This is a genomic window from Paenibacillus sp. JT31N11, from assembly GCF_056269285.1.
This window is the reverse complement of the sequence record NZ_JBWDNQ010000017.1, coordinates 46,048-60,784: the sequence shown is the minus strand read 5'-3', so window position 1 is coordinate 60,784 and position 14,737 is coordinate 46,048. Positions and strand designations below refer to the sequence as shown.

At 53.1% G+C, this 14,737-nt stretch carries 13 protein-coding genes and 1 pseudogene; 10 read left to right on the top strand and 4 right to left on the bottom strand.

Annotated elements, in window-relative coordinates:
* Positions 1–82: 82 nt before the first annotated feature.
* Positions 83–1,864, bottom strand: a complete 1,782-nt coding sequence (locus tag AC0YNV_RS34355; RefSeq protein WP_475772062.1) for a cache domain-containing sensor histidine kinase — start codon at positions 1,862–1,864, stop codon at positions 83–85.
* Complete coding sequence (locus AC0YNV_RS34350; protein WP_475772061.1) at positions 1,861–2,631, bottom strand: response regulator transcription factor; 771 nt, start codon at positions 2,629–2,631, stop codon at positions 1,861–1,863. The genes AC0YNV_RS34355 and AC0YNV_RS34350 overlap by 4 nt, the downstream gene beginning before the upstream one ends.
* A 306-nt stretch (positions 2,632–2,937) precedes the next feature.
* Here AC0YNV_RS34350 and AC0YNV_RS34345 point away from each other — a divergent pair, with 306 nt between their 5' ends.
* From AC0YNV_RS34345 to AC0YNV_RS34320, 6 genes are all read left to right on the top strand, one after another.
* Positions 2,938–4,290, top strand: a complete 1,353-nt coding sequence (locus AC0YNV_RS34345) for an ABC transporter substrate-binding protein (RefSeq protein ID WP_475772060.1) — start codon at positions 2,938–2,940, stop codon at positions 4,288–4,290.
* Between the two features lie 5 nt (positions 4,291–4,295).
* Positions 4,296–5,174 (top strand): carbohydrate ABC transporter permease, encoded by an 879-nt coding sequence (locus AC0YNV_RS34340; protein WP_475772059.1) that lies wholly within the window; start codon positions 4,296–4,298, stop codon positions 5,172–5,174.
* Positions 5,171–6,004 (top strand): carbohydrate ABC transporter permease, encoded by an 834-nt coding sequence (locus tag AC0YNV_RS34335; protein WP_475772058.1) that lies wholly within the window; start codon positions 5,171–5,173, stop codon positions 6,002–6,004. The genes AC0YNV_RS34340 and AC0YNV_RS34335 overlap by 4 nt, the downstream gene beginning before the upstream one ends.
* A 106-nt stretch (positions 6,005–6,110) precedes the next feature.
* On the top strand, positions 6,111–7,508 hold the full coding sequence (locus AC0YNV_RS34330) for a sulfatase family protein (protein WP_475772057.1): 1,398 nt from the start codon (positions 6,111–6,113) through the stop codon (positions 7,506–7,508).
* Between the two features lie 663 nt (positions 7,509–8,171).
* On the top strand, positions 8,172–8,522 hold the full coding sequence (locus AC0YNV_RS34325) for a PadR family transcriptional regulator (RefSeq protein ID WP_210046205.1): 351 nt from the start codon (positions 8,172–8,174) through the stop codon (positions 8,520–8,522).
* The gene (locus AC0YNV_RS34320; protein ID WP_475772056.1) at positions 8,515–9,063 is read left to right on the top strand and encodes a DUF2812 domain-containing protein; all 549 of its coding nucleotides are present in this window, start codon (positions 8,515–8,517) and stop codon (positions 9,061–9,063) included. Before AC0YNV_RS34325 ends, AC0YNV_RS34320 begins: the two co-directional genes overlap by 8 nt.
* A gap of 350 nt (positions 9,064–9,413) precedes the next feature.
* On the opposite strand, the gene AC0YNV_RS34315 is transcribed toward AC0YNV_RS34320, so the two are convergent.
* A complete protein-coding gene (locus AC0YNV_RS34315) occupies positions 9,414–9,959 on the bottom strand; it encodes a hypothetical protein (protein ID WP_475772055.1) in 546 nt (181 codons plus the stop codon).
* A gap of 113 nt (positions 9,960–10,072) precedes the next feature.
* Here AC0YNV_RS34315 and AC0YNV_RS34310 point away from each other — a divergent pair, with 113 nt between their 5' ends.
* The 4 genes from AC0YNV_RS34310 to AC0YNV_RS34295 all read left to right on the top strand — a co-directional run bounded on the left by AC0YNV_RS34310 (position 10,073) and on the right by AC0YNV_RS34295 (position 13,352).
* A complete protein-coding gene (locus AC0YNV_RS34310) occupies positions 10,073–10,669 on the top strand; it encodes a TetR/AcrR family transcriptional regulator (RefSeq protein ID WP_475772054.1) in 597 nt (198 codons plus the stop codon).
* A gap of 82 nt (positions 10,670–10,751) precedes the next feature.
* A complete protein-coding gene (locus AC0YNV_RS34305) occupies positions 10,752–11,435 on the top strand; it encodes a Rossmann-fold NAD(P)-binding domain-containing protein (protein ID WP_475772053.1) in 684 nt (227 codons plus the stop codon).
* Between the two features lie 139 nt (positions 11,436–11,574).
* Positions 11,575–12,414 (top strand): lipoate--protein ligase family protein, encoded by an 840-nt coding sequence (locus AC0YNV_RS34300; protein ID WP_475772052.1) that lies wholly within the window; start codon positions 11,575–11,577, stop codon positions 12,412–12,414.
* Positions 12,415–12,587: 173 nt separating this feature from the next.
* A complete protein-coding gene (locus AC0YNV_RS34295) occupies positions 12,588–13,352 on the top strand; it encodes an exodeoxyribonuclease III (RefSeq protein WP_475772051.1) in 765 nt (254 codons plus the stop codon).
* 108 nt (positions 13,353–13,460) lie between these two features.
* Here the strand turns inward: AC0YNV_RS34295 and AC0YNV_RS34290 are convergent.
* Positions 13,461–14,485, bottom strand: a pseudogene (locus AC0YNV_RS34290) (ABC transporter substrate-binding protein).
* Positions 14,486–14,737 lie beyond the last annotated feature (252 nt).

Sequence of the window (14,737 nt, the reverse complement as noted above, 5' to 3'; positions counted from 1 at the left end):
TAAAGCTTCATCTTCAGGTTATGCTCGGGCGGCGCTTCGCAAGCTCCTGCCTTCCGGAAAGCCGACGATAACGGGGAACGCTTCATTCAGGCTCCCCGCCCCCGTCCGGCCGCTGCAGCGGAATGGCCATCGTAATGACGGTTCCCCAGCGTCGTTTGCTGCGAATCGTCAGACCCTCGGCAGATTGGTACGTCAGCTTGATCCGTTTGTCGGTGTTGACCAATCCGATATGACGGTATACCTCTTCCTCCGATTCGAGACGGCTTCGCACCTTCTGCAGAATCGCAGCATCCATCCCTGGCCCGTCATCGATGACGGCAATGCGGATATGGCCGGGCAGGCGCGCCAGCTTGATTTTGATCCGCAGCTTGACCTCCTGCTCCCTGAGCCCATGGCTCATGCAGTTCTCGATGAGGGGCTGCAGCAGCAGTCTGGCTATGCCGGCATCCTGAAGCTCCTCGATATCATACTGCCAGATGGCTTCAAACCGCTCCTTGTACCTGATCTGCTGGATTCGGATATAGGTTTTGGCGGACTCGATTTCCTGCGCCAGCGGCACGATCTCATTGGGCGTGTCCAGCGAATATTTGAGCAGCGACGACAGATTCACCAGCATCCGGTTGGCCTCGTTTGGCTTGCCCGTCAGGCCCAGCACCTTCCAATAGATCGTTTCCAGCGTGTTGAACAGGAAATGGGGATTGATCTGGGCCTGCAGCGCCAGCAGCTCGGCCGTCCGGAGCTTATATTTTTTTTCCGAGAGCTGCGCACTCAGGTAATGACGCTCGATAAAATTTTTGATAATCCTCTGCGCGATATAGCCGTATTCGTCCGTCTTGCGGGCGGAATCGGCTTCGGGCAGCGGCGCGCCAGCCTCCGCATGCTGGATAAGCTCGATAATGCGGCGGATATGCCTGACGCTGCGCTGCGTCAGCAGCCAGGTCAGGGCAAGTCCCAATACAAAGGACAGCAGGACGAAAAACACAGTGAGCGCGCTAAGCTGGAACGGAATCCGGTTGAGCGACAGCCTCGGCGTCACCGAGATGTAGGTCCAGCCGGACTTTGCCTTAAACTGGGAGACCAGATATGTCGTCCCTCCCGTTTTCCAATTGGCGGAGTGGTCCGAATAAGGAATCCGGCCGATATCCGGAATCGGGGAACCGGTCTGGGTATGCGTCTGAAAGACAGGACTGCCGCTTTCGTCCATAACAAAAATTTGCTGGTCAGGATAAGTCGTCATGTCGGCAAGCAGCTTTTCGATATAACCGGTATCAATGTTGAGCACGATAACGCCGCTCGGACGATCCTGCACATTCGATACCAGATTCTGATACAGGGTCGTGACGGCAACCGGCGCTTCGAACGAATAACGCCTGATCCTCCTGGATTCCGTCCATATGGCCGTCCGATCCGGATGCGCGGCAAAGCTGTCCATCCATGAGGGATCATTGAATCCCTCCAGCCGGACAAGGCCCTCGCCGCTTGCCAGGAACTGGCGATAGGGATTGTTGACATAGACATAGATCGACTCCATATACGGCTTCGCGTTGGAGGGGCCGTTGATGTAGTTGAGCATCGTCTTCATCAGCCGCAGATTTTCCAGCGTCAGAGTCTGGGTGCGCATGATCTCTCCCAGCCTGAAGACGACCTCCGAGTTGCCCAGACTGACGTTCAGCGAATTCATTTCATCCACGATAAGCTCCATATTGCGGTCGATCTGATTAAACAGGACCAGATTGTTTTTATTGATTTCGCCCTGAATATACTGCTTGGTGACGACAATCGACAATGTGCCCAGAATGATGACCGGGATCAGGAGGGGAAACAGAAACAGCAGCAGATTTTTAATAAAAAACCGGGTCCTCATTCGGAGCTTCTTTCTTGTTCCCGGCCATTACGGTAATCCCGGGGGCTCATGCCGAAAAATTTTCTGAAGGTGCGGGTGAAATTTTTGGGATAGCTGTAGCCGACCATTTCACTGATTTCAAACGTTTTATAGCGGATGTCCCGCAGCAGCTCGGCCGCTTTGTTCATCCGGACCTCCACGATATAATCCGAGAAATTCCGGCCCGTCCTCGTTTTGAAAAACTTGCTGACATAGTCCGGATTCATTCTAACGAGCCGCGCCGCCTCATCCAGGGACGCTTCGGCATAATGCTGCTCCACATACCGCTTTATCGTTTCGATCACTTTCTCGTGAAAGGAAGCGCCGTTGTCTGAATCAGACAGTCCGCCGTCATGCGGCTGTGCCGCTGCTGCTTCATCCAGCTCTGCGCGGATTTTCGAAAACTCGCCGTACAGCTCCTCGAAGCCGGTAGGCTTGACAATATAACTCCTCACATCATAAGCCAGGGCCTTCCTGGCATATTCGAATTCCTTGTGGGCGCTGAGCAGTACGATGCGGATGCGGCGGCCGCTCTCATGAAGTGTTCTGGCAAGCTCAAGTCCGTCCATCACCGGCATGGCAATGTCGCACAGCAGAACATCCACGGGATGCGCCAAAATATAATCGAGCGCCTCGCGTCCATTCCCGAACGTCCCCGCAATCGTAAACCCGAGTTGATTCCAGGGAAAATATTGCGCCAATCCGCTGCGGATTTCGACCTCATCGTCCACCAATACAAGTTTGTACATTATCGCTCATCTCCTGCAGAATACAAGCCTCTTTAAATAAGAGTAATCCTATCGGATATATAAAAAAGGATAGCGGACTTTTCGGATCTTGTACAGAAAAATTGCATCAGGCGGCGTTTGCCTCCGCTTATCGCCTGCGGGAACGGGAAAAACTCTCCGCATCCGGTGCGATCCCGGTTCAGGATACCTTTCAACCGCAAAAGGCCCGCGAGTGATACCAAATACCAAGAAGCACATCTTTTTATTTCCGAGTATTCCGCTTATATTTGAATACAGGCATGAACAGACAAGGGGAGGAAACCTGCAATGAGAAATCCGATTAAACTGATAAGTCTTATAAGCTTCATATTGTTGTTGACGACCGCGCTTTCGGGCTGTGGCACGGGAGCAAACGAAAACGGGACAAACGCTGCCGGCAATCCGGCCCAGACGGGCAATACAACACAGGCGGATGACGCGGGACAGTCTAACGAAAAGGTGACGCTGAGATTTGCCTGGTGGGGCTCGGAGGACCGGCATAAAGCACTGCTGGCAGCCATCGACGCGTATACGAAGAAGAATCCGAACATTACGATTGAGCCGGAATACAGCGGGTTTGACGGTTATTACCAGAAGCTTGTGACTCAGCTCTCGGGCGGTACCGCGCCTGATCTGACGCCGCTGTCGGTTGACTGGATCGATGATATCGCCGTTAAGGGCAATCTGGTGCTTGATCTTTATTCGCAGAAGCAAAACATCAATCTGGATGCGTTTGATCCCGATTTTCTAAATAAATATACGGTGTTTGATCAGAAGCTCGTAGGTCTGCCGATGGGCGTCAACGGCATGGTAATCGCCTACAACAAGGATTTCTTCAAGAAATTCGGCATCCCCGAGGACACGAACTGGGATTGGGCGAAAATTGACGAAATCGGCAGGAAGGTTCACCAGCAGGATCCGGACGCCTATCTGCTGGCATCGTTGGATGTCCGCGGATTTCTGCAGCCTTACGTCCGGCAGCAAACAAACAAGCAGTGGATTCAGGACGACAAGACGCTCGGCTTTGATCAGGCTGTACTGACCGACGCGCTGACGTATTACAAGAAGCTGCTGGACGACGGCGTGCTTGAGCCTCTGGCAGAGAGCAGTCTATATCCGGATATCACGCAGAATACCGCATGGCAAAAAGGCAATATTGGCCTCAGCTTCGGCCTCGCCTCCACGCTGGTCGCCTTGAAATCGGTCATTCCGAATATCGACGTCACGACATACCCGATTCCCGCGAATGCGAAGACTTCGGCTGTGCTCGTCAATCCAAGCAATCCGCTGGCCATCAATAATGCCTCCAAGCATCCGGAGGAAGCCGCCAAATTCGCGAGCTGGCTGCTGACCGATCCCGAAGCCGCGCTTATTCTGGGCGACGTCTACAGCGTACCGCCGGTGGAGAGCAATTCGGAGCTGCTGGTCCAGAACAACAAAATTGACCCGACGGTTGCCAAAGCAGTCAAGCTGGCGCTGGCCAAGCCAGGGGATCCCGTGAACGGCATCAGCGGCAATCAGGAGCTGTCGGATCTGGCGACGGACTATCTGCAGCAGGTCGGGTTCGGCGGGATAACGCCGGAGCAGGCGGCCCAGGAGCTGATGGACAGAATGACGGAAAAACTGAAGGATATTAAATAGAGACGATGAAGAAATATATCGGACTGGTCTATATAAGTCCCTGGCTGATCGGCTTCCTCGTATTGACGCTTTATCCGTTTGGCGCGTCGCTGTTTTATTCGTTCACGGATTACAGCATGATCCGTCCCCCTGAGTGGGTGGGCTTGCAAAACTACATCGGGATCTTCACCAAAGATCCCGATTTCTTCAAATCATTGAAGGCCACGGCCATATATGTGGCGATGGCCGTTCCGGCGAAGCTGATATTCGCGCTGCTGGTGGCGCTTGTGCTGAATTTGCCGGTACGGGGAATCGCCTGGTTCCGGACGATCTATTATCTGCCATCCATTCTGGGCGGCAGCATTGCCGTGTCCGTGTTATGGAAGTTTCTGTTCATGCGCGACGGACTGGTCAATCATGCGCTTGCGGCGGCTTCCATTCCCCCTGTCAATTGGCTTGGCGATCCGAAGCTTGCCTTATTTACGATCGCGCTGCTGCCGGTTTGGGAATTCGGCTCGTCCATGATTATTTTTCTGGCCGGCCTGAAGCAGGTTCCGAAGGAGCTGTACGAGGCGGCAAGAGTAGACGGCTCATCGAGGGTTGGCATGTTTTTTCATATCACGCTGCCTTTGCTTACACCCGTTATTTTGTTCAACCTCGTGATGCAGACGATCGGCGCCTTCCAGCAGTTTACCGCCGCATTCGTCATAACGGGCGGCGGACCCGTGAAATCGACATACCTGTACGGACTGATGCTGTATGATAACGCCTTTCACTATTTCAAAATGGGGTACGCTTCCGCTTTGTCGTGGATTTTGTTCCTTATTATTCTGACGGTTACCTACGTCCTGATGAAGCTTTCGGGCCGCTGGACGTATTATGAGGACGGGGGTGGGCGGTTGTGACGCTGCGGCGAAATACGACAGTCGTTCTGCTGCTGTCGGTATTCGGCATTTTGTTTGTCTATCCCTTGATCTGGCTTGTGTCGGCATCGTTCAAGCCGAACGCCGAAGTATTTTCCTCGATCGGCCTTGTGCCGTCATCTTTTGTATGGGATTCTTACAGCAAGGGCTGGATGGGGATCGGCGCGAATAATTTTGGCGTTTTTTTCCGCAATACGCTGATTCTTGTCGTTCCGGTAGTGGTGCTGACCGTGCTGTCCAGCATACTTGTGGCGTACGGATTTGCCCGTTTCCGCTTTCCGCTGAAGCGGCTCCTGTTCGCCCTGATGATCTCGACGCTGATGCTGCCTGATGCGGTCGTCCTCGTCCCGCGGTATATTTTGCTCCGCCGCTTCGGCTGGCTCAACACGTATCTGCCGTTCTACGTTCCCGCTCTGCTGGCCGTACACGCCTTTTTTATCTTTCTGCTGATCCAGTTCCTGCGCGGCATTCCCCGGGATCTGGACGAGGCCGCGGTAATGGACGGGTGCGGCTCGCTGGGCATTCTGACCAAGGTGCTGGCGCCCCTGACCGTGCCGGCTCTGATTACCGCTGCGCTCTTCCAGTTTATATGGACATGGAACGAGTTTTTCAACGCCCTGATCTATATCAACAGCGTGTCGAAGTTCCCCGTTTCCCTCGGGCTGCGCATGACGCTTGACAATGAAGGGGCGGTTCATTGGAACCAGGTGATGGCTATGTCCGTCGTGGCCATTCTGCCCTGTGTGCTCGTTTTTTTTCTGGCGCAAAAGTATTTTATCGAAGGAATTTCCACAACGGGATTGAAGGGTTGAACATGACGATCTTAAGTATCGCTTTCGAAGTGAGTGGTCGCTTGGGCATCCAGCAGGGCCGGAATGCTTAAGGTTAATCATGCAATAACTTTTAGGAGGAATCGTAGTGGCGGAAATTGAAAAGGACGCTGCTGCCCGCAGAACCGGAAAAGAAGCGGCAGAGCAGCCGAATGTGATTGTGTTTTTTACCGACCAGCAGCGCTGGGACACGACAGGCGTGCACGGCAATCCGCTGGGGCTCACGCCGAATTTCGACCAGATGGCCCGTTCCGGAACGCATCTGGAGCATGCCTTCACATGTCAACCGGTATGCGCGCCGGCCCGTTCCAGCCTGCAGACCGGGCTGTACGCCACCGAGACCGGCTGCTACCGCAATGGGATACCGCTGCGTCAGGACCTGCCGACGCTCGCCCATTATTTCAACGATGCCGGGTACGACACCGGCTATATCGGCAAGTGGCATCTGGCCGTCACCCGCGACAAGCCGGTGCCGGAGCATCTGCGCGGCGGCTACAACTACTGGCTGGCTGCTGACGCGCTGGAGCATACGTCGGATGCGTACGAGACTTTGCTTTATGACAACGATGAGCAGCCTGTCAGCCTGCCGGGATACCGCGTCGACGCGCTAACGGATGCGGCGGTGCGCTTTATCGACAAGCGCAAGGACAAGCCGTTTTTTCTGTTCCTGTCCTATCTGGAGCCCCACCATCAGAACCGCCGGGACGATTATCCCGCTCCGGATGTGTACCGCGATGCCTATACCGGCAGATGGACTCCGCCTGACCTGTCCGCGCTCGGAGGGACGGCGCATCAGCAGCTTGGCGGCTATTACGGCATGGTGAAGCGCCTGGATGAGGCCTTGGGCCGGATCCGGGACGCGCTTCGAAGCCTGCATTTGACGGAGAACACCATCATTCTGTTTACCTCCGACCACGGCTCGCATTTCAAAACGCGCAACTCCGAATATAAGCGCTCCTGCCACGAAAGCTCTATCCGCGTTCCCGCCGCGTTCTACGGCGGCCGGTTTACCGGAGGCGGCCAGATCAGGGAGCTGGTCAGTCTGGTCGATTTTACCCCGACGCTGCTTGCGGCTGCCGGTATTCCGGTTCCCGGGCATATGCAGGGAGGATCGATGATGCCGCTGCTGAATGGCAGGCGCAGCGATTGGCCCGGCGAAGTATTCGTGCAGATCAGCGAATCCCAGACGGGCCGGGCAGTTCGGACGCAGCGCTGGAAATATGGCGTGACCGCCTCGGATACCGCTGCGCATCCGGCGGCATCCGCCGACCGGTATATCGAGCAATTTCTATATGATCTGTATGCCGATCCCTATGAGCTTACGAATCTGGCCGGCTTCGATTCCCACCGCGCGGTGTCGGACCATCTCCGTGAAACACTGATCAGACGGATGCAGCAGGCAGGCGAAGCGGCACCGGTTATTGAAGACGCTCCCGCCATAACCTCCGGCCAGCGGATAGTGGATGAGGCGGAGATTTATTTATGACAGCCAGCTGATCGCTGACCAGCTGTAGTTGCTGCGCAGTCCATGACGCAGAGTGGTTAAGCCACTCTGCTATTCTATTGGCCCAACAATTTGGAGGCCAGAATATTTAGGATCACGGACCCTGGCCCGTGTATGTAGCGAAGCCAGCACTGTTCTCCCCTCCTATACATTTCCCCTGGCCCAAAAAATAACATTGGTTACCAGGCTTCCTGTGCATGTTGACAGGAGGCCTTTTTCTTCTGGCCGCCAGAAAGAACTACCCGATCCAGATCCTCGACAATTTCTCGGTAAAGGTCCCTTTGTCCTGATTGAGGGACAGGCGCCGCAATGCCTCTGGTAACGCAGTTAGAAGAAGAAATGGCTTCGCCGTCCTTTGGCAAGCAAGTTAGTTTCATCCCTCAGAAATATCAGAAAAGGTGAGGCCATATTTTATACTTTCTGATATTTTAAAATAAAGGCCGGGTTCCCCGCCCATCAGTGAGCGGTGCCCGGCTTTTGTTTTTTATCCTAAGAAGAATCGGCCGTGCCGTCCTCTGCATCGCTGTTTCCGCTCTTTCGCTGCCCATTTTTCACAAGGGAGCTTGACAGCCGCAAAACGGCTTGTTATTATGTCCGTAATAGATATATCCATTATGGATATAAAAGTGGAAGGGTGGTATTTATTTGTCCCGAAGCAACTCTCTGGATAATGAGCAGTTAACGGATGCCGCCTATTATATTCTGCTGTCCGTGCTCGCTCCCAGACATGGATATGGCATTATGAGCTACATCGAGCAATTGACGGATAAAGAAGTCATTATCGGGCCTGCTACGGCCTATACCTTGATCAAGAAGCTGCTGGGAAGCCAATATATCGTGCTGTCAGAGGAAGAGGATAACGATAGGCGCAAAACTTACATGATTACGGAGAAAGGCAGGCGAATTGTCGCGGAGGAGATTGAGCGCCGCTCCCGCATGGCGCAGCATGGATTGCAAGCTTTACATTCTTCGAAGGAGGAATCAGGTTATGAGTAAACGATACAAATATATGGCTTCCGGGGGACTTGCCTTCACCGAGGAACGAGACATGGACAGACTGAGCCGCCTTGCGGCCAAGGGATGGATTCTCGAATCCTTTGCTTTCCTTGGATACCGCCTGCGGCGAAGCGAGCCGCGGCAGTTAACCTACTGCGTGGATTATAACCAGGTGAATGAACGCGATATGACTGATTACGTGGAACTATTCGAAGCTGGTGGCTGGCACAAGGTCTGCTCAAGCGAGCGAATCCACATCTTTTCCGCCAGGAAGGGAACGGCGCCAATTTACACAGATAACGACACCCATTACGAGAAGTACAACAGCTCTGTCAAGATGATGAGACCCTTGCTGCTGGCGCCTGTCCTGACGCTCGTCCTGCTGGCGCTGCTTCTGTTTGTTCCATCCATTGACGAGACTGCGCTGGCTCTGGCAAAAACGCTGAGAGTCCTGATTGCACTCGGAGCTGTCATCAGCATCCCGGTGCTGATGACATATACATCCCTTATGATCCGATTAAGAAGGGTCAACCGAACCTAATTGAGCACAAACAGCCAGCTGACAGACATTCCTCCGCTTGGCGTTGATGCTCCCGTCCTCATCGCGGAGGGCAGAGAAAATGACCCCGGGTGACGAATGTCAGCGATCAGCAAGCAAGATTTTTCCATTCTCGTTTGTTGAAAAAATCATCTTCATCAAACAGTAATACTTGATAACTTTTAGTATTACTAAGGATTACAAAAAAAGCAGTATCTTCTTACAAGCCCAGTAAAACCGCGGCTTTCAGGCTGCTTCCACATCAGCTGCCCCGCTAATTCAAGGTATCTTTCGCCTCATAATTGAACCAGGCTCATAAGCTGCACTGCCCGCCAATCAATCCGATCGGTGAATTAAGAGGCAGTATCCTTCCTGGCCTTTGGCCACAACGTGTAGCTGAAGCTGATCACAAAGTCTATAGCGAGCACGAGCGACCATATCCGAATTATCTGCATAAGTCCCGCTGTCCGGTCTCCTGCGTTGACCATCACAATCATTCCATATAGGATCGCGCAGCCGATTCCCCAGGCAAGCGCGTGCTGAAACCAGCCTTTCCGCTCATTCCTGGCATGCTCCTTTCCATGCTTGACTCTCTTGACTGGAGCCGGACCATTGGCAAAACGATGGGCAAAGCGGACATCCGCCCACTTTATCATCCCGTGGCCATAGATCAGGGAGACGCCGATGTAGATGGCAGCCAGACCGTGAGCAGCGCTGGCTTCTGCGCCTCCCCGCAAATCGGTGATGGCAGCAATAAGGAGTATGAGATCAATGACAGGGGTACAATACAGCAGTATGGCGCCTGTTCTCTTCGCTTTCAGGATGTATCGGCATACCAGTCCGGCCAGCACAAATATCCAGAATGCAATTTCGCAGCCAATGATAACGACAGTGATCATCTTGATTCTCCTTTTTTATACATATATAGACTTCATCTGTTTCTTCTTAATACAACTGTATGATATAAATTATACCGCGTTTGTTTTATAATACAACCGTGTTATAATAAATTATGCCTAAAATTGTGAATCACCAGCAGCGAAAAGAACAAATTGCCGAAGCCGCTTGGCGGGTCATACGCCGGGATGGCCTAGATGGTGCAACCGTCCGCCGGATTGCGGAGGAAACAGGTATTTCCTTTGGATCCCTGCGGCATTATTTTGTTACCCAGGATGAGCTTCTGGCTTTTGCCATGAGGCTTGTTTCACAGCGTGCAAACCATCGTATTAAAAATCTGCCGTTCAGCGGGAATCCGCGGCTTGATATGGAAATGATCATTGCCGAGCTGGTACCTCTTGATGAAGAACGGCGCTGCGAATCCGAGGTTTGGCTGGTTTTTGCGGGGAAAGCGATCTCTGATCCTGCAATCCGGGCATTGAGTCATGAGGTACATGACGAGCTTCGTGCCGCTTTTCGCCAAATGATCGATTCTCTAATTGCCGGGAAACTGATCAGGGAAAGCATCGATGCTGAGTACGAGGCGGGCAGGCTCCATGCGCTTGTGGACGGTTTGGTCCTGCATCATACCGTCTACCCGGAGCAGCTCAGCCAAGCACAGATGATGACTATTATCTCCGGCCATCTGGATCGCCTTTTCCAGCCGGTTTAAAAACTACAATTTGACTTTAATTGAATGATCATTTAACATGCGAGTTATAAGATGAATCCTATAAAGAAAGCAGGAGAACATAATGCCTCTGCGTTCTGATACCTCCAACATTCGAGTCATTATTACAGGCGCCACCGGAATGGTTGGAGAAGGTGTATTGCATGTGAGTCTTGCGCATCCGGATGTGGAACGCGTTCTGGTCATCAACCGGAAGCCATGCGGCGTGTCCCATCCCAAGCTTGTTGAAATTCTGCACCAGGATTTCTTTGACTTGTCCCCTATAGAGCCGCAATTAACCGGGTACAATGCCTGTTTCTTCTGCCTGGGCGTATCCTCGGCGGGTATGAAGGAGGCTAAATACAGCCGCTTGACCTATGATCTCACTCTTCATGCGGCCAGTGTGCTTGCCCGCCTAAATCCGGATATGGTGTTCAGCTACGTCTCGGGAAGCGGTACAGACAGCAGCGAAAGGGGCAGAAGCATGTGGGCCAGGGTAAAAGGAAAAACGGAGAACCGTCTGCTGCAGCTCCCTTTCAAAAAAGCGTATATGTTCCGCCCCGGTTATATCCATCCCATCAAGGGAATGAAAAACACGCATGGCTATTACGCCGTCTTGTCCTTGTTTTATCCCTTCCTGAAGCGGTTTTTGCCCAAATACGCGGTTTCCTTGAACGAACTGGGAGTGGCCATGATCCATACCGTAAATAAGGGCTATGATGCGTCCATTCTGGAGTGTGAGGATATTCATCGGCTGGCGAAACCATGAGTGCCTTCAAGTTCCTTGCCTAGCGGCAAAAAGAGACTCTTCCATCCGGTTGAAGAGTCTCTTTTTGTTGTTTATACTGAAACCTGTTAGCTTGCATTCCTCTTCATGGGGAAAATAGGACCGGACAGGGGAGCTTGCAGTGACCGAGGATAAATGGGATTGGACCCGCGGCATGGTGCTGCTCGACCGCACGAATGAAAAGAATGACCAGGATATAAGCTATCCCTTCGCTCTGGACGAGCTGATCGGGAGGCAAACCGGAGATGGCAGCCCGCCGGTATGCCATCTCTGGCGGCATCCCCGGGCCTTCGTGATCGGCTCCCGGGACAGCCGTTTGCCTGGCGCTGCCGACGCTGTGCGCTGGCTTGCGGGCGAGGGCTATTCGACGCTTGTCCGCCATTCAGGCGGAGCCGCCGTTCCGCTGGACATGGGCGTCGTGAATCTGTCGTTGATCCTGCCTGGCGAGGGCATTAAAGGACAGGGGATTTACCGCGATTTTGACCGGATGTACGCCTTGATCCGGAGGGCTGTGGCTTCTCTGGGCGCTGAAGCGAATAAGGGCGAGGTAGCGGGATCCTATTGCCCGGGCGATTATGACCTGCATATCCAGGGATTAAAGTTTTGCGGAATTGCCCAGCGCAGGCAGCTTCGCGCCACCATCATTCAGGCCTTCATTATAGTGGAAGGCTCGGGACGAACACGCGCTGAGCTGGTTCAGGCCTTCTATGCGCGGGCAGCCGCAGGGGCGGCCCCCTCTGCCTATCCGCAGGTCGAAGATGACCGGATGACCAGCCTGGAGGAAAGATCCGTCGTCGGAGCCGGCGGATCAGCCGTATTCGCGCATGCTGTTCAGGAAGCGGTCCATGCGAACCGGTACCCGCAGGAGACGGCTGCTCCAGCGGGACTCTTCCGCATGCCGGAGGCAGACGCGTTGGAGGCGATGTGCGCGCAGCTTAAGAAGCGTTATGCGCTGCCTTGAAGCAGAGCATGAACAAGGCCGGGAATCTCTCACTGGATGAGTGATTCCGGCCTTTGTTTAACTTGCTACGAAGAAGAATGGTGAGATCTACTAAATCGAAACAAGAAGAACGACTTTCTATGATAAACTGGTAGCAGCAATCATCTAACGATCAGCAAGGAGACCTGGGAATTATGAAGTTGGTGTCATGGAATGTGAATGGCCTGAGAGCGTGCGTGAACAAAGGATTCAATGAGTATTTCAAGGAAACGGCAGCCGATATATTTTGCATTCAGGAAACGAAGCTCCAGGAAGGACAAATCAGCCTGGATCATGGGGAAGACTATACACAGTATTGGAACTATGCCGTTAAGAAAGGATATTCCGGAACAGCCGTATTCACGCGGATCAAGCCGCTGTCGGTCCGTTACGGCATGGAGGAGGATGAAGAGCCCGAAGGACGCATCATTACCCTGGAATTCGATGACTTCTACCTCGTGAATGTCTATACCCCCAATGCCAAGCGCGATCTGACCCGACTGCCGTACAGGCTGGAATGGGAAGACCGCTTCCGGACCTATCTTCTGGAGCTGGATGCCAAGAAGCCCGTTATTGTCTGCGGCGATCTGAATGTGGCCCATCAGGAGATCGATCTGAAGAATGCCAAAGCCAATCACGGCAATTCGGGCTTTACCGCGGAAGAGCGTGACAAGATGACCCGGCTGCTGGAGGCCGGATTTATCGATACCTTCCGTCATCTCTACCCGGAGCGGACAGATGTTTACAGCTGGTGGTCCTATATGCCGAAGGTGAGAGAGCGCAATGTCGGATGGCGGATCGATTATTTCCTGATATCCACAAGGCTGGGCAGCCAGCTGCTTGATGCGCAGATCGACTGTGATATTACAGGAAGCGACCATTGCCCGGTTGTTCTGAATCTGGGGGACACGCAAGCCTGAAGCTTTCAAAGAGCCCCATCCGAGGCAGGCTGCCTTGGTATGGGGCTCTTTGAGCTTAGCGGGGAGTCGCCTTCTCATTTTGATCGGGGACGGGGACGAGGGCGAGTCTTACTTTTGACTCTCCTTGGCTTGTTCAATAAGCATATCGGCAATCAGATCAATTTGTCCGACAATGGCGATCGGGTCATAACGGTAGAAGGTATCATAATCATTATAAAAAATCCGGTTGTTCTTCGCGGCATCCAGCCCCGACCAGACGCCAGAAGCCTTCAGCTTCTTGAGCTGATCCCCTTTCTTCTCGGGATCGTAGGTCGTCAGGAACATATAGTCGGCCGCATATTCCGGCAGCACCTCCATGGACAGCTTCAGCGTTTGCTCGCCCGAGCTTTCCTGGTGCGGCATTTTGAATTTCAGCGCATCGTATACCGCTTGTCCGCCCCGGCCGGCATTGTCGCCGAATATCCATAATTCTCCTTTATCAGTCAGCTCGTACAAGCCCACGGTTGCATTCTCATCCACAACCCCCTTCAGCTTCGACGGCCTTCCTCGGCCTTCTTCTCGTAATTCGCAAGGAATTGCTCCGCTTTCTCCGGTTCGCCTACGATATCTCCGAACAGTCTCACCGTCTCCCGAATGTTGGTTGCTGTGCCAAAGGGGATATGCAGCGTCGGCGCGATTTTGGATAACGCTTCGTAGCTGTCGTCGTACATGACGACAATGAGATCGGGCGCCAGCTCCAATGCCTTCTCCGAGTTGATAGGCGCGCCTACATCCTTGGCATCCTTCAGCAGATCCTTCAGGAATGGATTGTCGAAGGTCGTCGGCTCAATGCCGATCACATTTGCTCCTACAGAGAGCAGTTCCCCGCCATAATAATCCGTCACGATGCGAAGCGGCTTCACCGGTATCTCCACTGGCCCTTTATCAGTCTCGAAGGTACGGAATTCAGCAGCCGCAGGCTCCTCTTCCTTATCGGTTTCCGCTGCTTCCTCTTCGGTCTTGTTTGCTTCTGCCTGTGTGTTCGGCTCAGCGCCGCCGTTCGTCTCGCTGTTCGTTGATCCGCAAGCAGTGATGAGCACGGACAGCATCATAATGATTGCCGAAGTAATAAAAAACGACTTTCTCTTTAGCATGGTAAACCTCCCGGAATAATCATCAGTTAATCATTCGCCATTAAATGATAATGGGAATCATTATCATTTAGCATGTTATCAGACCCTATTTCTCCTGTCAATATAAACCTTTCCTTATGGGAACATGATTAACTGTCGCAGCGGACGCAGAACATTTCTTCGCATGAGCAGCCAGATTTTTTCACGTAAGAAGAAACGGCTTTATCGTGCTTTGGCGGCAAAGTTAGTTTCTTCCCTCAAACCTTATAGACA

Bases quoted from the DNA above. Each gene is read 5' to 3' on its own strand.
- AC0YNV_RS34355 (WP_475772062.1), bottom strand. From the start codon at position 1,864: ATGAGGACCCGGTTTTTTATTAAAAATCTGCTGCTGTTTCTGTTTCCC.
- AC0YNV_RS34350 (WP_475772061.1), bottom strand. From the start codon at position 2,631: ATGTACAAACTTGTATTGGTGGACGATGAGGTCGAAATCCGCAGCGGA.
- AC0YNV_RS34345 (WP_475772060.1), top strand. From the start codon at position 2,938: ATGAGAAATCCGATTAAACTGATAAGTCTTATAAGCTTCATATTGTTG.
- AC0YNV_RS34340 (WP_475772059.1), top strand. From the start codon at position 4,296: ATGAAGAAATATATCGGACTGGTCTATATAAGTCCCTGGCTGATCGGC.
- AC0YNV_RS34320 (WP_475772056.1), top strand. From the start codon at position 8,515: ATGAGTAAACGATACAAATATATGGCTTCCGGGGGACTTGCCTTCACC.
- AC0YNV_RS34315 (WP_475772055.1), bottom strand. From the start codon at position 9,959: ATGATCACTGTCGTTATCATTGGCTGCGAAATTGCATTCTGGATATTT.
- AC0YNV_RS34310 (WP_475772054.1), top strand. From the start codon at position 10,073: ATGCCTAAAATTGTGAATCACCAGCAGCGAAAAGAACAAATTGCCGAA.
- AC0YNV_RS34305 (WP_475772053.1), top strand. From the start codon at position 10,752: ATGCCTCTGCGTTCTGATACCTCCAACATTCGAGTCATTATTACAGGC.
- AC0YNV_RS34295 (WP_475772051.1), top strand. From the start codon at position 12,588: ATGAAGTTGGTGTCATGGAATGTGAATGGCCTGAGAGCGTGCGTGAAC.